Here is a 24,765-nt window from a genome sequence, read left to right on the forward strand (position 1 = left end):
AACGAATTCGAGAACAGCCTTTTCTCGATGCGCTCGTTCTCTTTAGCGTGACGTGGGCTTGATGAAAAGCCAACCGGCAACTGTTCCGGTGAATACAGAGCAGGCCCCAATCCATATCACCGCCCGATATGCCTCGACAAACGATTCGGCGATTGCGCGGGCTGCTTCCGGACTCGAGGTCTTGACCGCTGCAAGTTGTAATCGGCCGGCAAGAATCTGCGCTGCTTCCGCACTTGGCAAGCTGAGTTGCGCCAACCTCTGATCAAGAGTGTGCGTGAAAATCATTACCAGAATTGCTCCGAAAGCCGCGACTGCAATCAAGGAAGCAAGGCGCGACACGGCGTTGTTAATTCCGGATGCTACTCCCGCGTGTGACTCAGGAACGGCGTTCATGACTGTTGTGGTGAGTGGAGCCACGGTGATCGCCATTCCGAGCGACGTAACGAGTACGGCAGGCAAAAAGGATTTCCAGTAATGCCCATCTTGCGGCGCCAAAGCGAACGCGACATAGCCGCCGGTTGTGATGAACGGGCCAATAGTGAGCGGCAACCGAGCTCCGTAGCGCTCTACCAATCGGCCAGCCCAGCGAGACAAAACGAGCATGATCAATACAAACGGCGAGAAGGCCGCGCCCGCTTTCGTGGCGGAGTAATGTTGAATCTGAATCAGATCTAGAGGGAAGAAAAACAGTAGAGCACCCAGAGGTGCATAAACGAGAAACGTTAATAGATTCGCGCCGGTGAAGTTGCGGGAGCGGAATAGACCGAACGGAACCATCGGCGATTCAGCACGTTGTTCGATGAAGCTGAATGCAGCTAGTGCCATCACCCCGCCAACCGCAACGGCTGCCAAAATGGCGTGGCTGTTCATCGAAGGCCACTCGATCAGCGCATAAGTGATTCCCACCAATCCGATGGTTGTGAAAGCTGCACCCGGCCAATCCAGACGGCCCTTCGCGCCTTCATCCCGTGCCTCTGGCACAGAAGAGCAGAGGATGACAACGATTGCCGCAAGTGGCAAATTCAGAAGAAACACCCAGCGCCAGCTGAAATGCTCGATCAGCCAGCCGCCTGCTACTGGTCCGACAGCCGCGGTGATTGCGGAGAACCCAGACCAGGTTCCAATCGCCCGTCCTCGTTCGCTTTCGGGAAATGCAGCAGTAATCAATGCAAGACTGCCTGGGACTAGGAGAGCCGCTCCAGCGCCTTGGATCGTTCGCGCGACGATCAGCCAATGAGGACTCTGTGCCAGACCACACGCCACTGAGGAAACCGCAAAGAGAAGGATTCCGCAGATGTAGACCCTTTTCCGACCATAGCGATCTCCAAGCGAACCACCAACGAGAAGAAGTGAGGCTAGCGTGAGCGCATAAGCCTCTACGACCCACTGCACGACCGATATATCGACTTTGTAGTCCCTTTGCAGGGCTGGCAAGGCAAGGTTGACTACCGTGCCGTCCAGAAATGCCATGCTTGAACCGAGAATTGTCGCAGCAAGAACGATGGTCGCTGTCTTGGTCGTCACTATGGTGCTGTCCTGCATGGAGGATCTCCAGTGGTGTCGACGGTGCGCAAACAACCGATTCTGATCTCAGTAAATAGGATGGATGCACGAAAGGTTCTCTGCAACTCAATGCTGGATGAATTCCGGCTAGAGAACATTTGGCCGGATATGCATCTTTATTGGCAGTGCCTGGAGGGTCGTCGGTACATCCACTGGCTGGACATCCAGGAAGATCTGATGCCCTAAATCCATATTCAAATGGGTGGCCGCCAATGAAACGGAAGGATAATACGACGAATCTGTCATTCAAAGTTGTTCCATCGCCTATCGGAAAGCTCAAGCTGGTCGCCAGTGATAGCGGGCTGCTCGCCATTCTTTGGGAGAACGACAATCCTCGCCGTGTTCGTCTTTCTGAATTGGTCGAGCGCACCGACCATCCGATACTGCTCCGCGCTGAGAAGCAACTTGAAGAGTATTTTGCTGGCGATCGAGACTGCTTCACCATACCACTCGATATGAGGGGCACAAACTTTCAGAAGCAGGTGTGGAAGGCATTGCTCGGAATCCCTTTCGGACAGACCAGTACTTATGGACAACTAGCAAATCAACTCGGAAACCCAAGAGCCACCCGTGCCGTTGGTGCCGCGAACGGCCGGAATCCGTTAGCGATCCTCGTACCCTGCCATCGCGTAGTTGGTTTTTCGGGTAAGCTCACCGGTTTCGCAGGTGGTCTCGATGCAAAGGCACATCTGCTCAAGCTGGAAAGACGCGAAGGCACGCTGTTCACTCCGCGAAATTTTCAATTGTCACGGAACGCCGCAAAATAAGGCCCGACCGTTAGCTGAGTCGCGTCCACTATCAAGAAAACGTTGAAGTCCGCATTCAGGTAAGTTACCCAATCTAAAAATCGGTGCGATGGCCTCGCGCCCAGCAATTCCAAGAGTTTGGCAGAATTTGCCCTCTATTTGTCAGAGTTCCGACTGACCTCCAAACATCCAAAATCTGTTTTCAATGGGAGGTTTCGATGGATCGGCGTTTGCTTGTTTTAGCTCTCGGAATGTTCGCACTCGGAACGGACAGCTTTGTTGTAGCAGGAGTTCTTCCTGAAATCTCCAGAGCATTCGGCGTAAGTATCGGGGCAGCCGGGCAAATGACGACCGCATATGCCATCACCTACGCTCTGATGGCGCCACTGATTGCGGCTGTAGCCGCTCACGTTCCACGCAAGCGCATGCTATTGGCTGCCCTTGGTGTTTTCGCGGTAGCCAATCTACTCACCGCGAGCGCCCCGAACTTTGCTATCGCAATGGCCAGCCGCATTCTCGCAGGTATCGGTGCGGCAATGTTCGCCCCTACTGCAACGGGAGCTGCCGCTACGATTGTCGCACCAGAAAGGCGGGGCCACGCACTCTCAATCGTGATCGCAGGATTGACGGTCGCGACCGCCCTAGGATCCCCAATCGGGGCTGTCATCGGAGGATTGGGCGATTGGCGGTGGACGATGGCCTTTGTCTCCGCACTCGCTGTGGGTGCTCTTATTGGCGTGGGTCTATTGCTGGCGGAAATACCCCTACCTCCGAAGATCACTCTCAGACAGCGGGTTGCGCCTGTGGCAGATCCGCGCGTTGCGCTCACACTTCTATGCACGTGGGTATATCAGAGCGGTCATTTCATCATCTATACGTACTTCACCGTGGTCTTCGACAGAGCTATCGGCCACAACGCGCTGTTGACCGGCGCACTCTTGGTCATCTGGGGCGTGAGCGGTACAGTGAGCAACTTGGTTTCTGGTCGGCTGGCTGACTCCATAGGTGACCGAAAACTGATTCTTGCAATGCTGGTTGTGCTGACTCTAGTCGTCGCGACGTTCTCCTGGACTGCAGCAAGCCTCTGGACGACCGTACCTGCACTGATTGTCTACGGGGCCGTCAGTTGGGGACTACTCGCGCCCCAACAACGCCGCCTGGTCCATCTTGCTCCGCAAACGGCGCCGGTTGTATTGGGGCTGAATACTTCTTTCACGTACCTTGGGGTTACAGTCGCTGGCGTAATCGGCGCACTTGGCATCCCTGCATTTGGCGCGCATCATCTCGGCTATCTTGGCGCGTCAATAGTTGCTGTATCTTTGGTTGTCGCTGAAATGGCCAGCTGGAGGATTAGTATGGCAAACACCGCAAAACCAGTCGTCAAGCTAGCAGAGGCTCAATAGCCCGAAGCATCGGCTGATCAGTTCGACTGAAATGGTGTCCTCGTTGGCTGGCCAGCGGGGACTCTCTGCTTCTAGGGCCGATGCGAGAAAGCGAGACTTACTCATCAGCCAACAGGCGAAGCCGAGCCGTCGCGTGCGCCGGATTCGCGAGCTTTCTTCTATAGTTCGTCTCTCGCGTCGTTGCAACGGTTTGCGTGGCACGAAATGAAGGTTTTTTGGCAACACTTGCAGATTACGAATGAGCAATATGAGTGAAGGAGAATTCGATGAGGGTCGAACTCATCCAATCGGATTCTCTTCCTGGAAGACCTGGACAACCCCTGCTTCGTAGCCTTCGAGTGTCACGGAGCATTCAGGTACAAGCGGGCCCATTGCGCTCACACATCAAGGCGTTTGCGAATTCACACAATCGGGAGGGAAGCGTCAGTGCAAGACGCGAGGTCAAATCACGCCCGTTCGGAAGAAGTCTTCGATGGAGTCGTATCAACTGATCTGCTGCAATCAGCTCAGGCCGGCTCTCATCCCGCGTTTGAGACTCTACACAGAACGTATTCACGCCGTCTTTTTAAACAGATCATTGCGATTACAAGGCACCCCGAGGATGCCGAGGACGCACTTCAAGACGCCCTTTGCAAAGCATACATCGCTCTGCCTCTGTTCGAGAGGCGGTGCCATGTCTATTCGTGGTTGAGCAGGATTGCGATTAACGCGGCCCTGATGAAAGTTCGACAGCGGCGTACATCAAGGGAATCCTCATTCGACGGACAAGACGATGAGGATGGGCGCGAACACGCGTTCGAAGTCCCCGATCAAGGATGGTCTCCTGAGGACTTATACGGGGCCAAAGAGAGTCTCCGACATATCGGCACTGCGATCTCGTCCCTCGATTCTTCGTCGCAGCAAATAATTCGTCTTCGTGTAAATCATGGATATTCCATGGAGGAGATCGCGAACGCGCTCAATGTGTCTGAGTCAGCAGTTAAGGCGCGATTGTATCGAGCCAGACTTCTTCTCCGAGATCTCTATCCTGCCGCCCGCTGCAAAGGACGGTAAATTAAAGCTGCTGAAGGAGGCTACCGTTCAGCGGAACTTTCCTCGATTCGGCGAAGCTCTTCCATAGTGCAATAGCAGCATATCCACGGAATGGTTGAACGGAATCCAGCCTTATCTCAGGATGACGTTTCAGTTCCTGCTTCAATGCGTAGTCCGTGGATGGGAATGCATTGTCATCCCCGAAAGCTCGCAGGGCCAGGTATTCCGTTGTCCATGCCCCAACTCCGGGGATACTCGATAGCACCTTTCTGAGCACCTCGGGGATGAGAAGGGTGGTCAGGTTGAGAGTACCGTCATCGATGACCTGGGCGACCGATCGAATTGTGGCTCTTCGTGCACGCGAGGTTCGAACCTTCGAGAGATCGGCCTCGAGTATCTGTCTTGCGGACGGGAAAAGTGAGATCGGCTGAGTTGTCTTAGGGTGGACAGCCGGAGACCCCGCAGCCTGCATCAGTTCGTCAATCAATAAGCGCCCGAAACTCACTGAGACGACTTGGCCGAGCACGGTGGTGAATATCGACTCAAATGCATCCCAGGAGCGCGCGAGGCGCAATCCGGGATGCTGAGCCCAGAAGGCCGACAAGAGATTGTCCGCGGTCATTGCCCTGAGAACTGTGGCTGGATTCGCATCGAGGTCGAACATCCGCCGAACCGATTGGGAGACTCGAGCAGCGTCTTTTTCCGAGCCATTCCAAAGTGAAAGCAAGAGGGCGTCTCGATTTTTCTGCTGCTCGACGCGGAACCATCCCAAACCTCGTCCAGCGCGGATGACACGCTCGTAGCCGGAATCGTCCACCACCTCAATATGCGGAAGTCGATGCGCACGAAAGAATGCAAGCACATTCTCCCAGTCGTAGGGTGGGGAATAGGGCAACTCAAGAGTGTGGGCCGGAAATCTCAGCATCGAACGTGTCCGCAGCCTAACGGGATGGACGGATCGGGCGTCGAACGAGTTCGCCTTGGCAATTCGGGCAAATGTCTTTCAATGTGTCATTGGCGCAGCGTGCACAGAACGTGCACTCATAGGAACAGATCATCGCATCACCCGAGTCCATCGGCAAGCTGGCCTCGCATGTCTCGCATTTGCTTTTCATCTCCAACATTGGTCCGCACCTCCTATGATTATGAATCTCTGCAGTGAAGTCGCCTCTCCTATACCCAACCACTTGCGCAAGGGTACGTTCAGCGAGGCAAACTACTTGTAGTGGCGCCACCGAGACAGCCGTTGTGAATTGACTTTCTTATAACCATCCATGAGGCGGTAACCTTGCGGACGAGCTGCGCTGTGCTGACTGTTCCGCTTGACCGACCTTTCGCAGGTATTTCAGATAAACTCTCAATCTTTCCGGTACCGCACGGTAGTACACCCCTTGGCCTTCCCTCCGGGATTCAATCAGTCCAGCCTCAGACAAGACCTTAAGGTGATGGGAAACCGTGGGCGCTCGGACCGGAGTATCGAGGCAAATATCGCCGCAGCGTATTTCCTTTGCCTCCGCCAGGTGTTTGTAGATGGCAAAGCGAGTGGGATCTCCCAGCGCTCTCGCAATTTGTTGGGCATCAAGTTCCCCAATCGAATCCATTGCGGCTCCTTCGAACCTCAGATTCGCGGCGTTCCGTCTCTGCTCGCAGTGAGCCATTCGATGCTAGCTGCGGTGAAAAGTGTCACTGTCAGCTCAATAGCTATAAATGCTGGCTACCTTGGCGGGATTTGCCTCTTTTTTGTCACATCTCAGGTATTCGGTGTTCATCGAACAAGCGCACACTAATGGACCAGAGGAGATCCACAATGTTCACTTTCACCCATCGCAACCCGGAGATGCAGATCGACAAGCAGCACACCGCGTTGGTGCTGGCAGACATGCAGAATGAATTTCTCGAAGAAAAGTCCGGGACCTATTACGAGCTGATCGCAGACGCTCTCAAGGAGCGGAACGTGATTGCGAATCTGGAACAGCTTCTCAAGACTGCCCAGGAACTTGGCTATTACGTCATCCACTCACCACACTGGTACTACCCGACCGATCTCCAGTGGAACGTGCCTCCCGGCGCGATCGCTCACTATCTGATTGGCATCGGTTTCTGCGGCCGCAAGGATCCGGTGGACCTCGAGGGCTTTCAGGGCTCTAGAGCCGATTATTACGAGCCGTTCAAGAAGTATTTGATGGATGGTCACACCTGCAACACATCGCCGCACAAGCACTTTGGGTGCGAAGCGAACGACGTGATCAAGCAGTTGCATATGCGCGGGGTCCAGAAGGTAATCATGGCAGGACCTGTAGCGAACATCTGCCTCGAATCCCATATGCGCGACATCATCGAGGGTGGGTTCGAGGTGGCGATGGTTCGAGATGCGGTTGCCGCTGGCGTGAACGAAGAAGGCGATGGTTATGAAGCCGCAATGGTGAATTGGCGCTTCATGGCAAACGCCGTATGGACGACCGAACAGACGGTCGGGAAGATGAAGGCCGCCGCATCTGCTTGAGTCTCGCGATTTGGTGCCGCCAAGCCTTACCTCCGGCAACACTTGGGGCTTGTTAAAGACCCTGCGTGACGGTGGCTCTTTGGTCAGCGTCAATCCAGAACCGTAACTCTGCACGATCAAACAGCAAAGGAACAATCCATGAAGAAGACAGTCCTCATCACCGGTGCTTCGGCCGGTTTCGGAGCTGATTCCGCCAAATCTTTGGCGCGGGCGGGCCACCGCGTTTTTGCGACAATGCGCAACATCACGGAGAAGAGTGCACCCAAAACCGCCGCCGAATTGCGCGGGGCGGGTATCGAAGTGCTCGAACTCGATGTCACCAGTGACGCAAGCGTGGGTAGGGCTTTCGACGAAATCTATGCGAAGACCGGCGGCACGCTCGATGTTCTGGTGAACAATGCCGGCCAATTCTTTGCGGGTATCTCTGAGGCTTTCACAGCTGACCAGGTCATGGCCATGTTCGACGTCAACGTGTTCGGTGTGCAACGCGTGACGCGCGCTGCGTTGCCTTCGATGCGCAAAAGCGGCACGGGCCTGATCATAAACATCGGTTCAATCCTCGGCCGCGTGACAATCCCATTTGTTGGCATTTACGGCGCGTCGAAGCATGCGCTGGAAGCCTTGACCGAAAGCTACCGATACGAGCTTTCGCAACTGGGTGTGGACGTCGTTCTGGTTCAGCCTGGCCCCTTCGCTACGAGTTTGTACGCAGCTCCGCAACAGCCCGGAGATCCAGGACGGGTAAGCGAGTACGGAGAAGTCGCTGGCCTTACCGGAAAGATCGGCGAGGTCTTAGCTGGCTTCTTTCAAAGTGGAAACGCGCCGCAGCCCCACGAGGTCGCCGTAACACTTGAGCAACTGATTGCAACGCCCGCCGGCCAGCGCCCTGCTCGCGTGGTGGTTGGCGCTGGCTTCGGCGCAGCAGAGGCGAATATTGCAATGCAGCCGCTTCAGGCCCAGTTGCTTCATGGATTTGATTATGACCACCTGGCTACGTTGAAGGCCGAGTAACGATCGCCCAAGCAGTGCAAAGCACCCGTCTCGTGCGAACACGATTCGACGGGTGCAACAACATCAGAAAGAGGAGTGCATGACCACAGAGCGTAAAGTTGTCGTTATCACCGGGTCCTCCTCCGGAATCGGTGCCGCATTTGTTGAGGCTTATCTCGAGCGGGGGTGGAGGGTCATCGGAAACGCGCGCAATATCGCGGCTTCTGACAACCCGGATTACATCACAGTTTCAGGGGACATCGGGGACCCCATCATCGCTCGCAAAGTGGTGCAAACGGCGATCGACCGCTTCGGGCGAGTAGATACCTTGATCAACAATGCAGGCATTTGGCGGCCAGGCAGAATCGAGGACATTTCGGAAGAGGTGTTCCGGCAAGTGATGAGAACGAATCTCGAGAGCGTCTTCTTTGCAACCCAAGTTGCAGTTCCGGCAATGAAGAAGCAAGGCGGTGGGCATATCGTTCAGATCTCCACCAGCTTGGTCGAGCATGCTCTGCAGACCGTTCCGGCCGTGGTCGCGTCTCTCTCGAAGGGAGCCTGTGTCGCAGCGACACGCGGTTTGGCCATGGAGTTGGCATCAAGCAATATCCGCGTCAACGCGATATCGCTTGGCATCGTCATTACGCCTCTTCACACCGGTTCGAACCCAGAGGACCTGAAATCGTTCTCTCCACTCAACCGAAATGGAAAGATCGAAGATGTGGTTCGTGCGATGAATTATCTCGAAGACGCAGACTACGTCACGGGCGAAATCCACTACGTCGACGGCGGTCGCACTGCAGGTCACTAGTTAGGGCCGCTTCGGCGCCTGAAACGACGCAGTGAAGGCGACACCTTTAGACCGGAATAGCACTGGAGAAATTGCCATGAAAGCACTTCAACTTACCTGTTACGGCGATCCGCGAAACGTGATCAAACTCATCGAGCAACCTGAGTTCGGCCCGCTGGCAGCCGATGAATGGACGATCGACATTGAAGCCGCGCCCGTCTCGCCTACCGATCAGTACATTATTGCTGGCATTTACGGTGAGCTTCCGCCTCTGCCGCACGGTTTGGGATGTGAAGGGGTTGGACGAGTTTCTGCGATCGGCAGCGGTGTGAAGCACGTGAAGGTGGGTGATCGGGTGATCGCACCACTGCTTCAGAATACGACATGGGCGACACGCATCAAGACTAAAGAAACATGGCAGCGCGCGTTACCCGAAGGTGACCTGAGTCAGATGGCCCAAGTAGGAATGAACCCGGCAACTGCACTCTTGATTCTGACTGAGTTCAAGACATTGAAAGCCGGCGATTGGGTGATCTCGACGGCTGCGAATTCGGCGGTAGGTCGCTCCGTCATCCCGATCGCAAAAGCACGGGGTATCAAGACGGTCAACATCGTCCGCACTGCCAATTTAATCGACGAGATCAAGGCGATAGGTGGGGACGTCGTGATCGCCGACGGCCCAGATCTCGTGAAGCAGATCAAAGAAGCTACAGGTGGCGCAAACATCCCACTTGCGCTTGACGGTGTGGGTGGCCCGCTGACTCAGCAGCTGATAGAAGCAATCGGTCTGTACGGTGCCGTCGTCCTCTGGAGTCGTATGGGAGGGGTCGATCCCACGATTGCGACCATCCCTGTGCTTTTCACAGGGAAATCGTTGCATGGATTCTGGATCGTGAACTGGCTGAAGATCCCCGGCAATCGAGAACGGCTGACAGCAGCTTTCGAAGAGATTGCGCCACTCGTAGCGTCAGGCAAGATCGTCATCCCGGTGGCTGGAGAGTTCGAGCTTGATCAATATGTGGACGCTATCACGCTGGCGTCGAAATATAGCGGCAAGGCGATTCTGTATCCGAACGGCAAGCGCTGATCGACGTTGTTACTCGGAGCCTAAGCAGGCTAGAGATATCAGAAAGCACTCACTGGAAGCAGCCTATGCGGCAACGCATTTCTGTGCTCCTGCTTGTGAACTCAAGACGCCGAATAAAAGCAAAGGATGGATTGTGTATGAAGAACAGCACTCGTATTGCGATGCGACTTCATGAGGTCTTTTGGCGAATTGAAGTAGAAGTTCTCGCGGGCAAGCAAGAAGAGTTCCAGGCGGTTGTGAGCGACCTCATCCCTTCGAGCAAGAAAGAACCGGGAACGCTGGATTACGACTGGTACTTCGACGGCGAGCGCAGAGTCTGCCATACCTACGAGCGCTACCGTGACTCTGATGCTGTAATTGCGCACGCTACTACGTTCGGAGCGCAGTTCGCAGAAAGATTTCGGCGTTGCTGTCGGCAGATCAGCTTAGACGTCTACGGTTCACCTAGTGAAGCGGCGAGAGGTCTGCTGAGCAAGTATGACGCATCGTTTTTCGAAAGATGGCAGGGATTTGAGGACTAATTGCTCCCCGGATGACCAGGCGAGCACTGAATCTGAAGCAGTGAGCCAGCGACAGGAGAACCGTAAATCCACGTTTGCCGCTGCAGATTCATAAGCCGCGGTGCGTTGGCAGAAGATGCCTTCTTTATGTCACATCTTTCATTTTCGATGGGTATCTAAAGATCCACATGAGCTCATTTCAAGTCTTCCGCTCATGAGCGGAAGCCCCGGCAAAGGAGATTCGTAATGGCCGCATCAACAGGACCGGATCAGACCAAGAAAGCTGAAGCCTTTAAGGGATTGCATGTGCCTGGTAATCCTCTCGTCCTGTACAACGTATGGGACGCAGGTAGCGCCGCTGCGGTCGCAAAGTCCGGAGCAAAGGCCATCGCGACGAGTAGCTGGGCGGTCGCAAAAGCTCACGGGTTCAAGGATGGTGAACAGTATCCCTACGAACGAGCCATTCCGAATCTTCGAGAGATAGTTAATTCGGTCGAACTCCCAGTCACCTTCGATATCGAAAGTGGTTACGGCGAAGAAGCGAGTGCAGTCGGTGAAAATGTTGCACATGCAATCAGCGCAGGCGCGGTCGGCTGCAACTTTGAAGATAGCGTTCCCGGCAAAGGGAGCATTCGCGATGCCGCAACGCAAGCCGCTCGGATCCGAGCTATACGTGAAGCTTCAGATGAAGCGCACCTTCCGTTCTTCATCAATGCCAGATGCGACCTATTCTTCCAAGGGCCTTCGGTAAAGCATGACGAGGCCCTGTTGGCCGCACTCGTTGATCGCGCCTCTGCATATGCGGAGGCTGGTGCGGACGGGCTATTTGTGCCGGGGCTCGCCACAATCTCCTTGATCGCTCAACTCGTGAAGAAATCGCCAATCCCTATAAACATTCTGGCCGATTCATCAACCTCGCTTCAGATGCTGGCTGATAATGGTGTATCTCGAATCAGCTACGGAGCGACACCGTACATCGATGCGCTGAATGCGCTGGAACAAGCAGCGCGTGCAGTGAACGCATAGCAGCGAACTCTTCAGTCTCGCAAGAGTTTCCAGAGCGGAGCAGCACGTAGCGAAACCCTAAGAGATCGATTCAAAACGACCCTCGAACGGAGGAAACATGGACAGCGCAACTGTCGAAACAAGAACCAATTCCACAAAAGAGAAAGACCCGGTTAAGCGCGGTCCAAAGGTATACGTCGGAATCGCTGCCCTGATCGTGATCGTCGTGGCGGCTGTAATCGTAGGGCCCAGGTTTTCGGGCGGAGCAGTTGCCAAAGCTACGGCACCAGCACCGGTCGTCAGTGTCAGCCAGCCGCTCGAACGAGAGGTTCACGGAAGAATTCAGTTCCTTGGGCAGTTTTCGCCCGTCGACCAGGTAGAGCTCCGGGCGCAGGTAGGCGGGACGCTGACGTTTATCGGATTCAAGGATGGCGATATTGTGCGAAAAGGAGCCCTGCTATTCATCATTGATCCGACTCCCTATCAGATCAAATTCGATGAGAGTTCGGCTCAGGTCGCGAAAGCGCGGGCCAGGCTCGAACTGGCCACGACGGAACTCGCCCGAGCCCAGACGTTGCAAAAGACAGACGCCGGCACGGCTGAAAACGTGGAACAACGTTCCGCAGATCTCAAGTCCGCACAGGCCGCGCTTGATGAGGCAGAGGCTCTTGTCCGGGACGCAAAATTCGATCTTGATCGCACCCACGTGTATGCACCATTCTCCGGGCGTATGGGAACCCATCTGGTGTCGATCGGGAATCTGATTTCCGGAAACCGAGGAGGAGGTAACGACACAACTCTTCTCGCGACTGTCGTCTCAATCGACCCGATCTACCTCAATTTCGACATGAGCGAGGCCGACTACCTCAGTTTCGAGCGCGGACGGACGTCTGAAAAGGCTGGGCTTGCCAACAAAGTAGACATCGCCCTGGGAGACGAGAATAGGTTTGATCGTCATGGAACATTGAACTTTCTCGACAATCGCCTTGATCGTTCAAGCGGCACGATTCATGCTCGCGCCACCGTGCCGAATTCTGACTCTCTCCTGACTCCAGGCGAATTTGGTCGCGTGCGGGTGAACCTCTCCTCCTTCAGACAGGTTCTGCTTGTTCCCGATGCTGCCGTATCGGCGGACCAGACTGACCGCATGGTCCTGGTTGTCGGATCGGACGGGGCAGTGAAGGAGAAAAAGGTGCAGGCCGGCGATCTTCGTTATGGCTTGCGCGTGATTTACTCCGGAATTGCTGCCTCGGATCGAGTGATTATCGGTGGACCGCCCGTCGTCCCGGGGGCAAAGGTATCGACGAAGGATGACACGATCGTTGCGGGTTCCGATGAAGGGACCAACTGAGGCAGGACATGAAACTCACCCATTTCTTCATCGAACACCCACGTTTCGCGATTGTTCTCAATGTGTTCATTGTGCTCGCGGGAGTGGCTACCATGTTGACGTTGCCAATTGCGCAGTACCCGAACATCGTGCCCCCGACGATCAAGGTCACAACGTTGTACCCCGGAGCCTCGGCGGATGTCATTGCTCGCACGGTCGCAACCCCGCTGGAACAGGCGATCAACGGCGTCGAAGGCATGGAGTACATCAGCAGCCAATCGACCGGCAACGGACAACTCACGATCACGGTCATCTTCAAAATCGGAAGCAATGCCGATACAGACCTGTTACTGACGCAGACTCGCGTTCAGAACACTCTTTCCCGACTGCCGGGAGAAGTTCAGCTTCAGGGGGTACAGGTAAAGAAAACGATCGACGATCTCCTGTTGGGCGTGCACGTTTATTCGCCGGATGGCTCTCGATCACCCGAGTACCTTTCGAATTACATGATCCATGTACGCGATGAGCTTGCTCGTCTGCCAGGCGTGGCTGATTTTCAGTTGTTTGGAGATAGGCAATACGCGATGCGCATCTGGATCGATCCGGATAAGGCGGCAGCTTACAACATTAGCGCGCCTGATATTCTCGCGGCGCTTCGCGCACAAAATGCGCAGGTCTCCGCTGGCGTCTTGAATCAACCTCCGGTAACGACGAAGGGCGCTTATCAACTGAACATCGAAGCCCTGGGCCGTCTCAGCACACCACAGCAGTTTGAGGACGTGATTGTGAAGACGGACAGTCAAGGCCGTGTCACCAGAATTCGCGACATCGGCCGCGCCGAACTCGGGTCAGCGGACTATAGCTCGCTTGCTTACGCGGACAGGTATCCGGGGGCTCCGTTTTTCGTGGTTCCGACACCCGACGCTAACGTCGTAGAGCTTGAGCACCAGATCTGGAAGCGGATGGCAGAACTGAAAAAGACCTTCCCGCCGGGTGTGGACTACCTGAAGATCTACGATCCAGCCACGTTTGTCAGTCAATCGATCCACGAGGTCACCACAACCGTATTTATCGCTGTGCTGCTCGTGGTCCTGGTGGTCTATCTCTTTCTCCAGAGTTGGCGCGCGACAATCATTCCCGTCGTTGCAATTCCAGTGTCATTGATCGGCACCTTTTCGATCCTGACAATGTTGGGCGGTTCAATCAATAACCTGTCCCTGTTTGGGCTCGTTCTTGCTGTCGGTATAGTCGTCGATGACGCAATCGTCGTGGTTGAGAATGTGGAACGCAACATGGCAAGAGGACTGTCACCTCTTGAAGCTGCACACGAGACAATGACCGAGGTCTCGACAGCCCTGATTGCGATCGCTCTCACGCTATGCGCCGTTTTCGTGCCCGTCGCATTCATCTCGGGAATCCCCGGACTGTTTTTCAAACAATTCGCGATCACGATCGCTGGATCGACGATTATTTCGTGTTTCGTGTCGCTCACTCTCAGCCCGGCTCTTTGTGCGATCCTTCTCAAACCGCACGACGCCGGCTGCCTGCACTGCGAGCCCACCGGACTGGCCCTTCTGCTGCGCCCGTTTTTCAATGTCTTCAACCGATCGTTTGAATGGTTGTCCAATAAATATGGTGCAATGACCAGTCGCTTCGTCAGGGTCACTGGCGTCATCTTTGCCGTTTACCTCGCCCTCATCGGCTTGACCGGTTTGCAAATGTCCCGGATTGCTACCGGATTCATTCCACAACAAGATATCGGGTACCTGGCCATCGTCTGTCAGCTCCCCCCAGGATCAAGTCTTGCCAGGACGGATGAAGTTGTTCGCCGGGTGAACGATATCACTCTCAATACGCGGGGAAGCAAGCACACGTCCCCGGTCAGCGGACTGGATGTGACGACGAATACCGTCGCGCCTAATGTCGGGACGGTATTCACATCCTTGCCATCGCTCTATGGGGAACATCTCGATGGGGTCAACGCCGCATCAATGGTCGCGACTCTTCGCAAGAAGTTTGCTGGCTTCAAAGGCGCTAATATCCTCGTGGTGAACCCGCCTGCGGTAAAGGGACTTGGCTCGGCTGGTGGGTTCAAGATGATGCTCGAAGATCGAGCCGAACTTGGGCCGCAAGCTCTTGCGGATGCGACAAACAAACTCGTAGCGGCAGCCAGGAAAGATCCGGCCTTTGCCTCGATCTTTACCCTCTACAACGCGGGATCTCCAAGTGTTTACGCGGACATTGATCGTGAGAAGGCCGAGAAGGTGGGTCTTTCAACTGCCGATGTCTTTCCGACGCTCGAACTCTACATGGGATCTCAATATGTGAACGACTTCAATCTTCTGGGGCGCACATACCCGGTCTTCGTGCAAGGGGATCAGCAGTTTCGTCAAACAACGGATGAGATCGGGAGACTGAAGGTTCGCAACGCAAACGGTGAGATGGTGCCGATTAGTACAGTTGCAACTTTCAAAGAAAAGGCCGCTCCTTACCGCGTACCTCGGTATAACCTCTATCCTGCCTCCGAAGTGATGGGTGAGCCCGCTCCGGGCGTCTCGTCCGGCGCTGCGCTCAAGCGGATCGAAGAGCTCGCACTGGAAACACTTCCTCCAGGTATCACCTTCGAGTGGACGGATCTCGCCTACCAGCAGGCAAAGAAGGGTATTCCGACGGTTGCAATTTTCGGCGCCTCAGCTCTCTTTGTGTTCCTGGTGCTCACTGCGCAGTACGAAAGTTGGAAGATTCCTCTGGCAATCGTGCTGATCGTGCCAATGTGCTTGCTCGCAGCGACGACCGGACTCAACATCCGGACGATGCCGATTGACATCCTCGCGCAGATTGGTTTCGTCGTCCTCCTCGGCCTTGCCGCCAAAAATGCGATTTTGATTGTCGAATTCGCCAAGCAACGCCAGGACCACGATGGCGTGGATGCTAAGGAAGCGGCTGTGCACTCGGCACATGTGCGACTGCGGCCAATCCTGATGACATCTCTCGCTTTCATCGCAGGTGTGGGGCCGCTCGCCGTCGCACATGGAGCAGGCGCGGAGATGCGGCAATCGCTCGGGACTACAGTATTCTTCGGAATGCTTGGCGTGACGATCTTTGGGCTTCTGTTCACACCGGCGTTCTACGCCCTCGTGCGGAAAGGTAAGGTTACGGCGGATCGACCGACTCGTGCATCAGCCCTAACCACAACCGCGGCTAGCCTGACCATTTTGTTGCTTACGATGTTCCTCCAGGGCTGCTCGGTAGGCCCGAAGTACAAAGCACCGCTACCAGGGACGGCGCTCGCTCCTTTTCACAACAAATTGGAGGTTTCAACATCCAGCGAAACGCCTGCTCCATCGCTCGATGAATGGTGGGCTGGGTTTCACGACCCGATGCTCTTGAAGATTGTGGAGCGAGCGCTGAATCAGAATCTGGATCTCGCTGCATCGCTCGAGCGTGTTAACCAAGCGCGTGCCGCTGCCGCCGGGGCGGGGGCGAGACTCTTTCCGACTGGAGAACTCGAAGCGTCGGCAACTGCCGAACACCAGAGTCTGGAAGGGAACCTTGGCACGATCTCAAGGGACGCGCCAGGCTTCAGGAGAAACATTCACGAATACACAGTGGGTCCGGCTGCGAGCTGGGAACTGGATGTGGCGGGTGGCATTCGTCATAACGCAGCAGCCGCACGCGATGAGCTGCAGGCGGCGGAAGCGAGTCGCATCGGTACGCGTATCGTCGTCGCTTCGGATGCAGCGGACGCCTATTTTCAGATCCGAGGGTATCAAGACCGTATCGCAATCGCGAAGAGCCAAATCGAAACGGACGAACACCTGCTCAAACTTGTGCAGAATCGCTACGATGCCGGCGCCGCCACGAAGCGGGAGATCTCGCAGGCACAAGCTCTTCTCCAGCAGGCTAGATCTACGCTTCCGCCACTCCAACTGGCTCTCGAAAAGCAATTGAATCGCTTGGACGTGTTGCTGGGTGCGCAGCCGGGTAACTACGCACGCGAGCTCGATACAGTTATGCCGGTGCCGTCGATCCCCAGCATTCCAAATCAGGAGCCCGTCGATGTGCTGCGTCGTCGGCCAGACATTATTGCGGCTGAAAGACAACTCGCGGCGTCGAACGAGCGGATCGGAGTGGCCATCGCCGAGTACTATCCGAAGATCTCTCTGGCGGGAGTTCTCGGTTTCGATAGCTTGAATTCGGGAAGTCTGCTCACTTCGGGCGGGTTTCAGCCCGCCGCTGTCGCTGGGTTAAGGTGGCGGCTCTTTGATTTTGGCCGGGTAAACGCAGAAGTCAAGCAGGCCCAGGGAGCAAATGCAGAGGCACTCATCGAGTATCGTCAGGCTGTGCTGAAGGCCACAGAAGATGTGGAGAACGCGCTCGCATCGCTCTCCGAAACGGAAGCCTACAGCGTCGAGGTTCAGGCCGAAGTCGAATCGCTGACGCGCGCCCGCGACCTCTCGCAAGAGGCCTATCGGGCTGGATCCATCACTCTGACTGACGTGTTGGATGCAGACCGCCAGTTGCTTACCGCCCAGGATCAGTTGGCTTCAAATCGAGTCGATACCGCGCGCGCTTCGGTGGTGGTATTCCGCTCGTTCGGGGGCGGCTGGAAAGCGCCGAAGTAGCGTCCGTCTCAATGGCCGCTCATTAACCCTCGACGGAGCATGCCAAATGTATGACGTGCGATACTTACGAAATGACGGAGCGCCACCATCCCGTAATCGCTTTCCTTGTCGCGTCTCCGTTTGAAGTCCTTGATTTGACTGGCCCTTCGTCGGTATTCGAGCGTTCAACGCTCAATGGAGAGCGGCATTATTCGATCCAAATCCTGTCTACGGGATCGGATGGCACCGTCAAGACAGCCGGCGGAATGACCATCGCTAACGCCTGCAAGTTCTCTGACTATTCGGGGCCAATCGACACCTTGATTGCGATTGGTGGGGATGGAGCGGTGGTTCCGCAGCCACCTGAACTAGCGAATTGGTTGGCAGAGCGTGCTCCGTACATTCGTCGTATAGCGTCAATATGTACCGGCGCTTTCATTCTTGCCGGCGCAGGACTACTCGACGGGCTCCGTGTCGCTACACATTGGGCCTGGTGCGACGCCCTTCAGAACCGGTACAAGGACCTCAGAGTGGAACGCGATCCCATTTTTATCAAAGAGGGAAAGTTCTACACCACCGCGGGCGTAACTGCCGGCATTGATCTGTCTCTTGCTCTTGTCGAGGAGGATCTCGGACATGCCATGGCGGCTGCGATTGCCCGGACCTTGGTGCTGTTCTTGAGGCGCCCCGGAGGGCAGTCCCAATACAGCTCTCTGCTGGCGCAGCAGGAGGGGATAGAGAACGCGCGAATGCGTGATCTTCCTGTCTGGGTCAAAGCACATCTGAATCGAAAACTGGACGTGGAAGATCTTGCGAAGGCCGCCGCAATGAGTTCCCGCACATTCATGCGTCAGTTCAAGGCCCAATTCAGCACGACGCCTGCACGCTGGGTGCAATCGCTTCGCGTCGAAGCTGCGATGCAATATCTCGAAGACCGCAATGCTTCATTGAGCAAGATTGCTCGAAACACCGGGTTTCGCGACGAACAAGCTCTACGCCGAGCATTCCTCCAACAGGTTGGGGTAACGCCCAAACAGTACCGGGAGCGTTTCGGTGAATTGGCACGTGTCCGTGGACCGCACCGGGAGCCGAACGTGGAAGTGAGTCCAAGCCTGGCCTAAGGGCCTGGGCAGAGGTCGCGGGTTCGGTGGCGAAGCTACGGTCGCTTGCGCCAAAGCGCGGAATTGCTGCGATCGCATAAAGAGGCCATGCAGGTGCTAGCCGGCGGCTTGAACTCAGGAGTGCATCATGAACCTGGCGGCCCAGAAGTGATCCTTGCTGTGGGGAGATTTGTGGGTAGACTGTTTCAAAATGTCGGGTATTTGTGGTCAATCCCCACAGCTGTGCCGGGAGGCAAAGTCGCTCCAAACTACTTAGAATAGGCAACATAGATTAGTCACGAGCAACGTTGAAATCTGAAAAGACCTAGCTGTTAACCGAGAGGTTGGGGGTTCGAGTCCCTCCTGAGGAGCCAATTTATTTTCAACGACTTACGTAAACGTTCAGTTTGTTTCTCGCGGCGATCTTCGGCTGTCACCCTGTCGTAAGTGATTGAATCCACATGTCAGGGATCTTGATCGGAAATGAACCGAATGCTTTCAGCGATAGGTTTGCCGTAAATCTTCGCAGGTTCAAATGACTTAGGCGCGGGTCGATCGAGCTTCATCCAGGTCGCTGTGGGTGGTTTTGTGGGTCATCGCATTACTACCTGGACCTCGCCGGAACGGCTGCGCGGTCCGATTCAAATTCCTAATGTGTACGATTCCGGAATGTCAGAGATCTGAAATAGCTTCCGCGATCTAATCGCCCTTCAGGCGATGCTCGCAACGTACGGAATCGCTTCTTGCGAGTCCTTCGTATTACGCTTCCGTTTTGCATGCTCACCTCCGCCCGCAGCAGCAAGAAGTTTCAACGTTGCGGAAACCGCTTGGGTAAGGGAATTAGCACTAGGGTCAGAACAAGTTGCTGCTTGCGGCGGATCCCAGAGACACACCTCCAAATCCTTAAATGGCATCGTCTGTACAGTCCCTCCCTGGGCCGAAAGGCCCGGTGAAGTGTCTCTCATCCAGCGCTCAACCGCGCCATCCTGTCCGGGCAAAGGCCAGTTGCACGCTTTCTAGTACAAAACAGATTTGGGAAACCGAAATTCCTGAAACGTCCGTCTCGTTTGAGCGTTTCGAATCGAGGATGAGCGCGAGGTGGATACAAAGCTGAACTCAGCGGGCAACCTGAATCAGGGAACAACCTCGCAGGTATCAGACTGGATTCACAACACGACTATGAGCAATTGCGTGAAGGGCGCGGCTGATTGTGTGCACTGAGGCAAGACCGGTTCGAACCGGCGCGAGCGGCTTTCACCTAACTGCAGGCTAACTCGTACTACCCGGCCAAGCAACTACTTAGGGTTTTCAGGTTTCTGTTAGCGGTGAGCTGGTTCCATCGCCCCGATTAGCAAATGAATCTCGACCTCATCGCTGAGCGCAGCTGGCACAGCTCCCCATCTCGCTCCCAGCACCCCGTAATCCCGTCGATTGATCGTGAAGGTTGTTTCGAAACCTGCCAGGTTTCCGATCTTTGGAAGTTGGTGAACGCCGCGGACGGTTACCGGAAAAGAGATTCGCTTGGTCACACCGTGCACGGTGAAATCACCTGTAACCAGCAACGTGTTCGGTCCGTTTGAATGGACAGAGGTGCTCTTAAAAGTGAGCACAGGGAAACGAGCCACGTCAAAAAAATCATCCGAGCGCAGTACACCGTCTCTGGTCGGGTCCTTTGTATCGATACTTGAAGCCTGCACTGTCATGGTGATGTTCGACTGGTCCGGGTGCGCGGGATCGTAGTTCATTGTCCCGTCAAATTCTCGAAACTGACCCTGTTCAGGTAAAACCATCCATTTTGTAATCTTGAATTGGACGGTTGTGTACACGGGTCTTATCAGATACGTTTCAGCCGCAGACGAAACAGAGGCATGGATTAGTGATCCGAACAGAAGGAGACATTTGAGAGCGCGGTACATCAATCCTCCTGCTCGTGCTTGTGGAAGTCGAGATGTAGCCGCTGCATGTTGCCGTCTGTGATTACGTGCTGGATGGACGAGAAGTTTAGCGTGCTGGCATTCTGCCGAAACTGGCTAGGACCGAGAAGCGGATCGCCCACAAAATAGGCGATATCTCCTTGACGGTGACCGTCAGGCCACCACAGTACAAAATGCACATGTGCAGGATTGTTGTGCTCGGGGTAAGGCGCCGGCCGAATGGTCTGAAACTCGTACATGCCGTCTGCTCCGGTACGTACCGTACCTTCCAATCGCGGTCTCCGCGATTGCCAATCGGGCATGTAGTGGTCAAAGCGGTAAAAGCCGTTTGCATCGGTGTGGTAGGAGTAGACTGTCACACCGGCTGCGAGTGTATGACAATCGGCTTCGAACACCTTACCAGTAATGATGAGCTGAGCACCTGGTTCGATCGACGGCGCGATGCGCCCTTTGAAAGTGCCAGGCACCTCCCTCGGAGGCATCGGCCATTGCGCGCGTGCGGCCACGGGGGCCCGAAACAATGTAGCTCCGGCGGCTAGTGAAGTAGACAAGATGAACCGGCGTCGATCCAGTGAGTGTTCCATGTTTGGACTCCTTCGAGCGAAGGACGGTAATAGCTTCTGAGGTGTTAACAAGCAGGCGATGAAAGATGCTATGGAGGGCCTGTTAACACTCGACCTACAATTTACGTCCTACAGCTAGGAATAATCTCGACGGATCTAACCAATGGATGCTGACGCCAAAGACGCTGAACTCGCCAGACGGGCGCAGTTAGGCGACCGCAACGCCTTCGGGACGCTCTATCAGCGCTACGCCCGTGTTGTGCACGGCATCCTGCTGGCTCGTTTGCCCTTTGCCGTAGTTGAGGATCAATCGCAAGAAGTATTCATCACTGCCTTTCATCGACTTCGAGGGTTGCGAGATCCGGCTGCGTTCGGAGGATGGCTCTGTGCGATAGCCCGCACTCGTGCGAAAGAATTCTACCGAGGGGTCGTTATCGAAGAAGAGCTCAAAGAAGAGTTCGGAGCGACATGTGTCAACAGTTCAGCAGAATCGTCAGAGGCCCTATCTGCACTCCGCTCGCTTCCGGAGACTTACCGTGAAACGTTAATGTTGCGTCTCGTCGAGGGTCTCACGGGACCAGAGATCGCCGCTCGCACCGGTATGACGCACGGTTCCGTTCGTGTGAACCTTCACCGCGGAATGGAGCTGCTTCGTCGAGCGCTTCGCAAGGAGTTGCACTCATGAACGACTATCTTTGGGATCGGACCGGGCGCGACGCCGAGGTTGAGCAGATCGAGAACCTGCTCGCGCCCTACCGGCATATTGACCAGCAGTTGGAGTTCCGCGAACCACCTCTCAGTCCCGCGAAGTGGGCGTCTCGACGATACTATTTTGCCTCTGCAACAGCGGCGGTATTGATAATTGTTGCCGTGATCTCCTGGCACACTACATCTTCGAAGCAAAGGATCACAGCAACTGCGATCATAGGAGCACCACGCATCGACGAAGTCCCAATGGCTTCTGCGTCTCTTGATGTAGGGAGTCGAATAGAGACCGGTTTCCTGGACCGGGTACGTATTCAGGTAGGCGATATGGGGTGGGTCCAGGTCGAGCCCGATTCGATACTCAGGCTGATCGAGAATCGACCTGAGCGTCGGCGCTTTCGGCTTGAGCATGGCGAGATACTCGCTCGTATCAGCGCCCCACCAGCCGCGTTTATCGTAGAAACGCCTGTCGCGCGGGCGATCGATCTAGGGTGCACCTATCATCTTCGATTTTCGCAGAGCGGCGAGGGTGCCATCGAGGTAACCGAAGGTTGGGTGGAAGTGGATCGAGGTTTTGAGCAAACGCTGGTCCCGGCCGGTGCATCAGCGAACTTTCGCCCTCGAGGGATCTCGCCATCATATATGCAGAAAACAAGTCCTGAATTTCGTGATGCGATGCTCGAATGGTGGGATTCCCCAAATCCGAGCCTCCGGAGCACGGCGCTTGCTCGCCTGCTGTCGAGCGCAACCAAACAGGATGCTTATACTTTGCTCAACATGCTGCATCGTTCTCCGCCAGAGGACCGAGCGGGAATTTATGACCGACTCAATCAACTCGTTCCTGCTCCGCGTGAGGTCTCGCGAGCCGCCGTACTCGCGGGAGAAGCGAGGGCAGAAGACGCATGGTGGACTGTGGTCGAACGCGAACTTGGCCTCGGAAACATAAAGAAGAAAGGTCCTCTGCAGCTCAACCCCTACTGGCCTCAGTAGCGTCGAAGTGCTCTCCGGAACTGTCTGCAGTTCTGTCGCACGGAACGAGACAAGTTAACTGGTTCAGAGTCGGAGCCGTTGCGGGGTGAGACTTCCTGCATGTCTAACAATGTGATTTAGAGTCAGACCTCGGGCGTTGCATGCTTGTACGTGAGCACCGTTCTCGGTTTGAACGCATGTCGATCGTCCAGCCAGCTTGATTTTACAGAGAAGGTACGGAGAAGCCTCGGGCGAAAAAGGACTATGCGCCTGCGCGAACATGCTCATAGAATTCGTAGCAAACGCATATCAATGCTGAGGGGGGTTGAGGTGGCAAAGAAAACGATCGTGGAGAAAGCCGCGGAGAAGGTCGGATATGGAATGGCAATGGCAGAAGACCTGGCAGGCTCTGTCAAGGCAGCTGTGAGTGCCGCTGTGACGACTCTTACAGAATCGCCTGATAAGGGACATGCGAACAAAGCTTCGGAAAAGCCTGCTAAGCGAGCAGTCGCGCAAAGAGGCAGGAAGAGACCGTTCACGAAGCCCTCCGCTAAGAAGGCTTCCGCGAAGAAGACGTCGCCAGCCAAAAAGACATCGGCAAAGAAAGCGACCAAGAAATCCGTGAAGACTTCTGCAAAGAAGGCTGTTAAGCGGCGGTAAGTCGAAGGTCGGCAATTCGCTTCCTATAAATCCCTCGGAAGTTCTCGCTCCGCAAGTCCCCCCTTTCCGCGCGTTGCTGCTCTCAGCTACGTGCTGTCGCTTCGACGATTGAATAAGGACTGTAAGTAGGAATCAGGCGGGAGAGCGACCACCCGGATGCCGAGAACAGGCGCTCAAATTCTGCTGGTGTCCTTTCGCGTCCGCCAGTGAGGACCATCATGTTAATGTCGATGTGATTGCCGAAATGATTGCCCTTTCCGTTGGCCCAGGCATTCTCATCCGGTAAAACGGTCTCAATCACCAACAACTTGGCCGAATCTGGCGCGGCTTGGCGGATTTGCTGCAGAATCTGCGTTGAGTGCGCATCGGTCCAGTCGTGCAGAACCTCCATCAGCAGATATCCGTCGCAGCGCGGCAAAGGACCCCGAAAGAAGTCGCCCCCCTGTGCACTTAACCTGTGTGCGATTGACTCATCCAGCTTCACACGTTCGATCACATGCGGTTGGTCAAAGAGAATACCGCGAGTCTGCTCTGACGACCTGAGAATCGCTTCTACCAGGTGCCCCTGGCCGCCGCCTATGTCGGCAATCGCGCGAAAAACTGAAAAATCGTAGGCCGCAACCACTGGAGGAATTGCGCTTTGTGCCTTCGACCTCATTCCCGCGTCGAAGGTCTCCAATTCCTGAGGATGAGCCTTGAAGTAACCGAAGATGTCGTCCACCGCAGGCTTGCCAGTGCGCACCACCTGCTCCAGAGCTCCCCAGCTCTGCCAAAAGACAGGAAGTCCCACCAGCTGAACGTAGGCACGCATCGACTGTGGGTGGTCAGCCCGCAATGCGCGTGAAAGAACATTGTGAACATATTTGTCGTCCCGGCGGTCGAAAACGCCGTGAGAAGCGACCAGCCGGAGCAGACGGTCCAAGGAATCGGCGTCAGCACCAACTTTGTCAGCAAGAAATGCAGCTGACCGTGGCTCATCATCGAGTACATCCGCCACCTGAAGGTCGGCCACGACGTGCAACGCTCGGGGCAACCAATACCCGGCGGATATCTCGATAAGCTTCATCGGCGACTCGGTCTCACCGGTCTTTGCCACTGTTCGATCTGAAGACAATTCCATGGGCACCCTCCTAGGTCCGAGCATAGTACTACCCGTCGCTGGCCCCTGGCGACCAAATCGCTCGTAATCGCGGGATCTTGTTCGCCTGAGGGTCACCGCGCAATCGGTTCGCTTGCCAATCGAGTCTTCAGTGTTGTATATGTGTGTCTCACATATATGGA

The 24,765-nt window shown here is 55.3% G+C and carries 23 protein-coding genes; 15 read left to right on the plus strand and 8 right to left on the minus strand.

What is annotated here, in order from left to right; translation table 11 throughout:
• Positions 1–42: 42 nt before the first annotated feature.
• The gene (locus DHV10_RS21345; RefSeq protein ID WP_109488447.1) at positions 43–1,542 is read right to left on the minus strand and encodes an MFS transporter; all 1,500 of its coding nucleotides are present in this window, start codon (positions 1,540–1,542) and stop codon (positions 43–45) included.
• Positions 1,543–1,661: 119 nt separating this feature from the next.
• Here DHV10_RS21345 and DHV10_RS21355 point away from each other — a divergent pair, with 119 nt between their 5' ends.
• The 3 genes from DHV10_RS21355 (at position 1,662) to DHV10_RS28380 (ending at position 4,765) form a co-directional block, all read left to right on the plus strand.
• Positions 1,662–2,330 carry a methylated-DNA--[protein]-cysteine S-methyltransferase gene (locus tag DHV10_RS21355; protein ID WP_239461972.1) on the plus strand — a complete coding sequence of 223 codons (669 nt, stop codon included), beginning with the start codon at positions 1,662–1,664 and terminating at the stop codon, positions 2,328–2,330.
• Between the two features lie 197 nt (positions 2,331–2,527).
• Positions 2,528–3,712, plus strand: a complete 1,185-nt coding sequence (locus DHV10_RS21360; RefSeq protein WP_109488450.1) for an MFS transporter — start codon at positions 2,528–2,530, stop codon at positions 3,710–3,712.
• A 426-nt stretch (positions 3,713–4,138) separates the two neighbouring features.
• Complete coding sequence (locus DHV10_RS28380; protein ID WP_162601740.1) at positions 4,139–4,765, plus strand: RNA polymerase sigma factor; 627 nt, start codon at positions 4,139–4,141, stop codon at positions 4,763–4,765.
• A 1-nt stretch (position 4,766) separates the two neighbouring features.
• On the opposite strand, the gene DHV10_RS21370 is transcribed toward DHV10_RS28380, so the two are convergent.
• The 3 genes from DHV10_RS21370 to DHV10_RS28390 all read right to left on the minus strand — a co-directional run bounded on the left by DHV10_RS21370 (position 4,767) and on the right by DHV10_RS28390 (position 6,402).
• Positions 4,767–5,669 carry a DNA-3-methyladenine glycosylase family protein gene (locus DHV10_RS21370; protein ID WP_109488452.1) on the minus strand — a complete coding sequence of 301 codons (903 nt, stop codon included), beginning with the start codon at positions 5,667–5,669 and terminating at the stop codon, positions 4,767–4,769.
• A gap of 16 nt (positions 5,670–5,685) precedes the next feature.
• A complete protein-coding gene (locus tag DHV10_RS28385) occupies positions 5,686–5,868 on the minus strand; it encodes a DUF1272 domain-containing protein (protein WP_109488453.1) in 183 nt (60 codons plus the stop codon).
• Between the two features lie 138 nt (positions 5,869–6,006).
• Positions 6,007–6,402 (minus strand): ArsR/SmtB family transcription factor, encoded by a 396-nt coding sequence (locus DHV10_RS28390; RefSeq protein ID WP_109488454.1) that lies wholly within the window; start codon positions 6,400–6,402, stop codon positions 6,007–6,009.
• A 149-nt stretch (positions 6,403–6,551) separates the two neighbouring features.
• Between DHV10_RS28390 and DHV10_RS21385 the strand changes: the two genes are divergently transcribed.
• The 9 genes from DHV10_RS21385 to DHV10_RS21425 all read left to right on the plus strand — a co-directional run bounded on the left by DHV10_RS21385 (position 6,552) and on the right by DHV10_RS21425 (position 18,674).
• Positions 6,552–7,247, plus strand: a complete 696-nt coding sequence (locus DHV10_RS21385) for a cysteine hydrolase family protein (RefSeq protein WP_109488455.1) — start codon at positions 6,552–6,554, stop codon at positions 7,245–7,247.
• 138 nt (positions 7,248–7,385) lie between these two features.
• The gene (locus DHV10_RS21390; protein WP_109488456.1) at positions 7,386–8,258 is read left to right on the plus strand and encodes an SDR family oxidoreductase; all 873 of its coding nucleotides are present in this window, start codon (positions 7,386–7,388) and stop codon (positions 8,256–8,258) included.
• A 79-nt stretch (positions 8,259–8,337) separates the two neighbouring features.
• The gene (locus DHV10_RS21395) at positions 8,338–9,048 is read left to right on the plus strand and encodes an SDR family NAD(P)-dependent oxidoreductase (protein WP_109488457.1); all 711 of its coding nucleotides are present in this window, start codon (positions 8,338–8,340) and stop codon (positions 9,046–9,048) included.
• A 76-nt stretch (positions 9,049–9,124) separates the two neighbouring features.
• Positions 9,125–10,114: a zinc-dependent alcohol dehydrogenase family protein gene (locus DHV10_RS21400; RefSeq protein ID WP_109488458.1), complete on the plus strand. Its 990-nt coding sequence runs from the start codon at positions 9,125–9,127 to the stop codon at positions 10,112–10,114.
• Between the two features lie 137 nt (positions 10,115–10,251).
• Positions 10,252–10,635, plus strand: coding sequence for a putative quinol monooxygenase (locus DHV10_RS21405; RefSeq protein WP_162601742.1), 384 nt, complete (start codon positions 10,252–10,254; stop codon positions 10,633–10,635).
• 225 nt (positions 10,636–10,860) lie between these two features.
• Positions 10,861–11,640 carry an isocitrate lyase/PEP mutase family protein gene (locus DHV10_RS21410; protein WP_109488460.1) on the plus strand — a complete coding sequence of 260 codons (780 nt, stop codon included), beginning with the start codon at positions 10,861–10,863 and terminating at the stop codon, positions 11,638–11,640.
• A gap of 97 nt (positions 11,641–11,737) precedes the next feature.
• A complete protein-coding gene (locus DHV10_RS21415) occupies positions 11,738–12,970 on the plus strand; it encodes an efflux RND transporter periplasmic adaptor subunit (protein ID WP_109488461.1) in 1,233 nt (410 codons plus the stop codon).
• Positions 12,971–12,978: 8 nt separating this feature from the next.
• Positions 12,979–17,574 (plus strand): efflux RND transporter permease subunit, encoded by a 4,596-nt coding sequence (locus DHV10_RS21420; protein WP_109488462.1) that lies wholly within the window; start codon positions 12,979–12,981, stop codon positions 17,572–17,574.
• Between the two features lie 71 nt (positions 17,575–17,645).
• The gene (locus DHV10_RS21425; protein ID WP_239461985.1) at positions 17,646–18,674 is read left to right on the plus strand and encodes a GlxA family transcriptional regulator; all 1,029 of its coding nucleotides are present in this window, start codon (positions 17,646–17,648) and stop codon (positions 18,672–18,674) included.
• Positions 18,675–19,972: 1,298 nt separating this feature from the next.
• On the opposite strand, the gene DHV10_RS21430 is transcribed toward DHV10_RS21425, so the two are convergent.
• The 3 genes from DHV10_RS21430 to DHV10_RS28050 form a co-directional block, all read right to left on the minus strand.
• Positions 19,973–20,569 carry a YceI family protein gene (locus DHV10_RS21430; RefSeq protein WP_109488464.1) on the minus strand — a complete coding sequence of 199 codons (597 nt, stop codon included), beginning with the start codon at positions 20,567–20,569 and terminating at the stop codon, positions 19,973–19,975.
• Complete coding sequence (locus tag DHV10_RS21435) at positions 20,569–21,054, minus strand: dioxygenase family protein (protein ID WP_162601744.1); 486 nt, start codon at positions 21,052–21,054, stop codon at positions 20,569–20,571. Before DHV10_RS21435 ends, DHV10_RS21430 begins: the two co-directional genes overlap by 1 nt.
• Positions 21,055–21,358: 304 nt before the next feature.
• The gene (locus DHV10_RS28050) at positions 21,359–21,490 is read right to left on the minus strand and encodes a hypothetical protein (protein WP_275425934.1); all 132 of its coding nucleotides are present in this window, start codon (positions 21,488–21,490) and stop codon (positions 21,359–21,361) included.
• Between DHV10_RS28050 and DHV10_RS28395 the strand changes: the two genes are divergently transcribed.
• From DHV10_RS28395 to DHV10_RS21450, 3 genes are all read left to right on the plus strand, one after another.
• Complete coding sequence (locus tag DHV10_RS28395) at positions 21,434–21,835, plus strand: RNA polymerase sigma factor (RefSeq protein ID WP_420818757.1); 402 nt, start codon at positions 21,434–21,436, stop codon at positions 21,833–21,835. The genes DHV10_RS28050 and DHV10_RS28395 overlap by 57 nt on opposite strands.
• Positions 21,832–22,845, plus strand: coding sequence for a FecR domain-containing protein (locus tag DHV10_RS21445; RefSeq protein ID WP_109488467.1), 1,014 nt, complete (start codon positions 21,832–21,834; stop codon positions 22,843–22,845). Before DHV10_RS28395 ends, DHV10_RS21445 begins: the two co-directional genes overlap by 4 nt.
• A gap of 243 nt (positions 22,846–23,088) precedes the next feature.
• Positions 23,089–23,484 carry a hypothetical protein gene (locus DHV10_RS21450; RefSeq protein WP_162601745.1) on the plus strand — a complete coding sequence of 132 codons (396 nt, stop codon included), beginning with the start codon at positions 23,089–23,091 and terminating at the stop codon, positions 23,482–23,484.
• A gap of 82 nt (positions 23,485–23,566) precedes the next feature.
• On the opposite strand, the gene DHV10_RS21455 is transcribed toward DHV10_RS21450, so the two are convergent.
• The gene (locus DHV10_RS21455) at positions 23,567–24,604 is read right to left on the minus strand and encodes a methyltransferase (protein WP_162601746.1); all 1,038 of its coding nucleotides are present in this window, start codon (positions 24,602–24,604) and stop codon (positions 23,567–23,569) included.
• Between the last annotated feature and the right edge of the window lie 161 nt (positions 24,605–24,765).

It is taken from the genome of Occallatibacter savannae (assembly GCF_003131205.1).
In the GTDB taxonomy this organism is placed as follows: domain Bacteria; phylum Acidobacteriota; class Terriglobia; order Terriglobales; family Acidobacteriaceae; genus Telmatobacter; species Telmatobacter savannae.

Coding starts and splice junctions, on each gene's coding strand:
- DHV10_RS21450 (WP_162601745.1), top strand. CDS start 23,089: ATGCGCCTGCGCGAACATGCTCATAGAATTCGTAGCAAACGCATATCA.
- DHV10_RS28385 (WP_109488453.1), bottom strand. CDS start 5,868: ATGTTGGAGATGAAAAGCAAATGCGAGACATGCGAGGCCAGCTTGCCG.
- DHV10_RS21420 (WP_109488462.1), top strand. CDS start 12,979: ATGAAACTCACCCATTTCTTCATCGAACACCCACGTTTCGCGATTGTT.
- DHV10_RS28050 (WP_275425934.1), bottom strand. CDS start 21,490: ATGAAAGGCAGTGATGAATACTTCTTGCGATTGATCCTCAACTACGGC.
- DHV10_RS21405 (WP_162601742.1), top strand. CDS start 10,252: ATGAAGAACAGCACTCGTATTGCGATGCGACTTCATGAGGTCTTTTGG.
- DHV10_RS21385 (WP_109488455.1), top strand. CDS start 6,552: ATGTTCACTTTCACCCATCGCAACCCGGAGATGCAGATCGACAAGCAG.
- DHV10_RS21345 (WP_109488447.1), bottom strand. CDS start 1,542: ATGCAGGACAGCACCATAGTGACGACCAAGACAGCGACCATCGTTCTT.
- DHV10_RS21400 (WP_109488458.1), top strand. CDS start 9,125: ATGAAAGCACTTCAACTTACCTGTTACGGCGATCCGCGAAACGTGATC.
- DHV10_RS21455 (WP_162601746.1), bottom strand. CDS start 24,604: ATGGAATTGTCTTCAGATCGAACAGTGGCAAAGACCGGTGAGACCGAG.
- DHV10_RS21430 (WP_109488464.1), bottom strand. CDS start 20,569: ATGTACCGCGCTCTCAAATGTCTCCTTCTGTTCGGATCACTAATCCAT.
- DHV10_RS21425 (WP_239461985.1), top strand. CDS start 17,646: ATGACGGAGCGCCACCATCCCGTAATCGCTTTCCTTGTCGCGTCTCCG.
- DHV10_RS21415 (WP_109488461.1), top strand. CDS start 11,738: ATGGACAGCGCAACTGTCGAAACAAGAACCAATTCCACAAAAGAGAAA.
- DHV10_RS28390 (WP_109488454.1), bottom strand. CDS start 6,402: ATGGCTCACTGCGAGCAGAGACGGAACGCCGCGAATCTGAGGTTCGAA.
- DHV10_RS21410 (WP_109488460.1), top strand. CDS start 10,861: ATGGCCGCATCAACAGGACCGGATCAGACCAAGAAAGCTGAAGCCTTT.
- DHV10_RS21360 (WP_109488450.1), top strand. CDS start 2,528: ATGGATCGGCGTTTGCTTGTTTTAGCTCTCGGAATGTTCGCACTCGGA.
- DHV10_RS21445 (WP_109488467.1), top strand. CDS start 21,832: ATGAACGACTATCTTTGGGATCGGACCGGGCGCGACGCCGAGGTTGAG.
- DHV10_RS21395 (WP_109488457.1), top strand. CDS start 8,338: ATGACCACAGAGCGTAAAGTTGTCGTTATCACCGGGTCCTCCTCCGGA.
- DHV10_RS21390 (WP_109488456.1), top strand. CDS start 7,386: ATGAAGAAGACAGTCCTCATCACCGGTGCTTCGGCCGGTTTCGGAGCT.
- DHV10_RS21370 (WP_109488452.1), bottom strand. CDS start 5,669: ATGCTGAGATTTCCGGCCCACACTCTTGAGTTGCCCTATTCCCCACCC.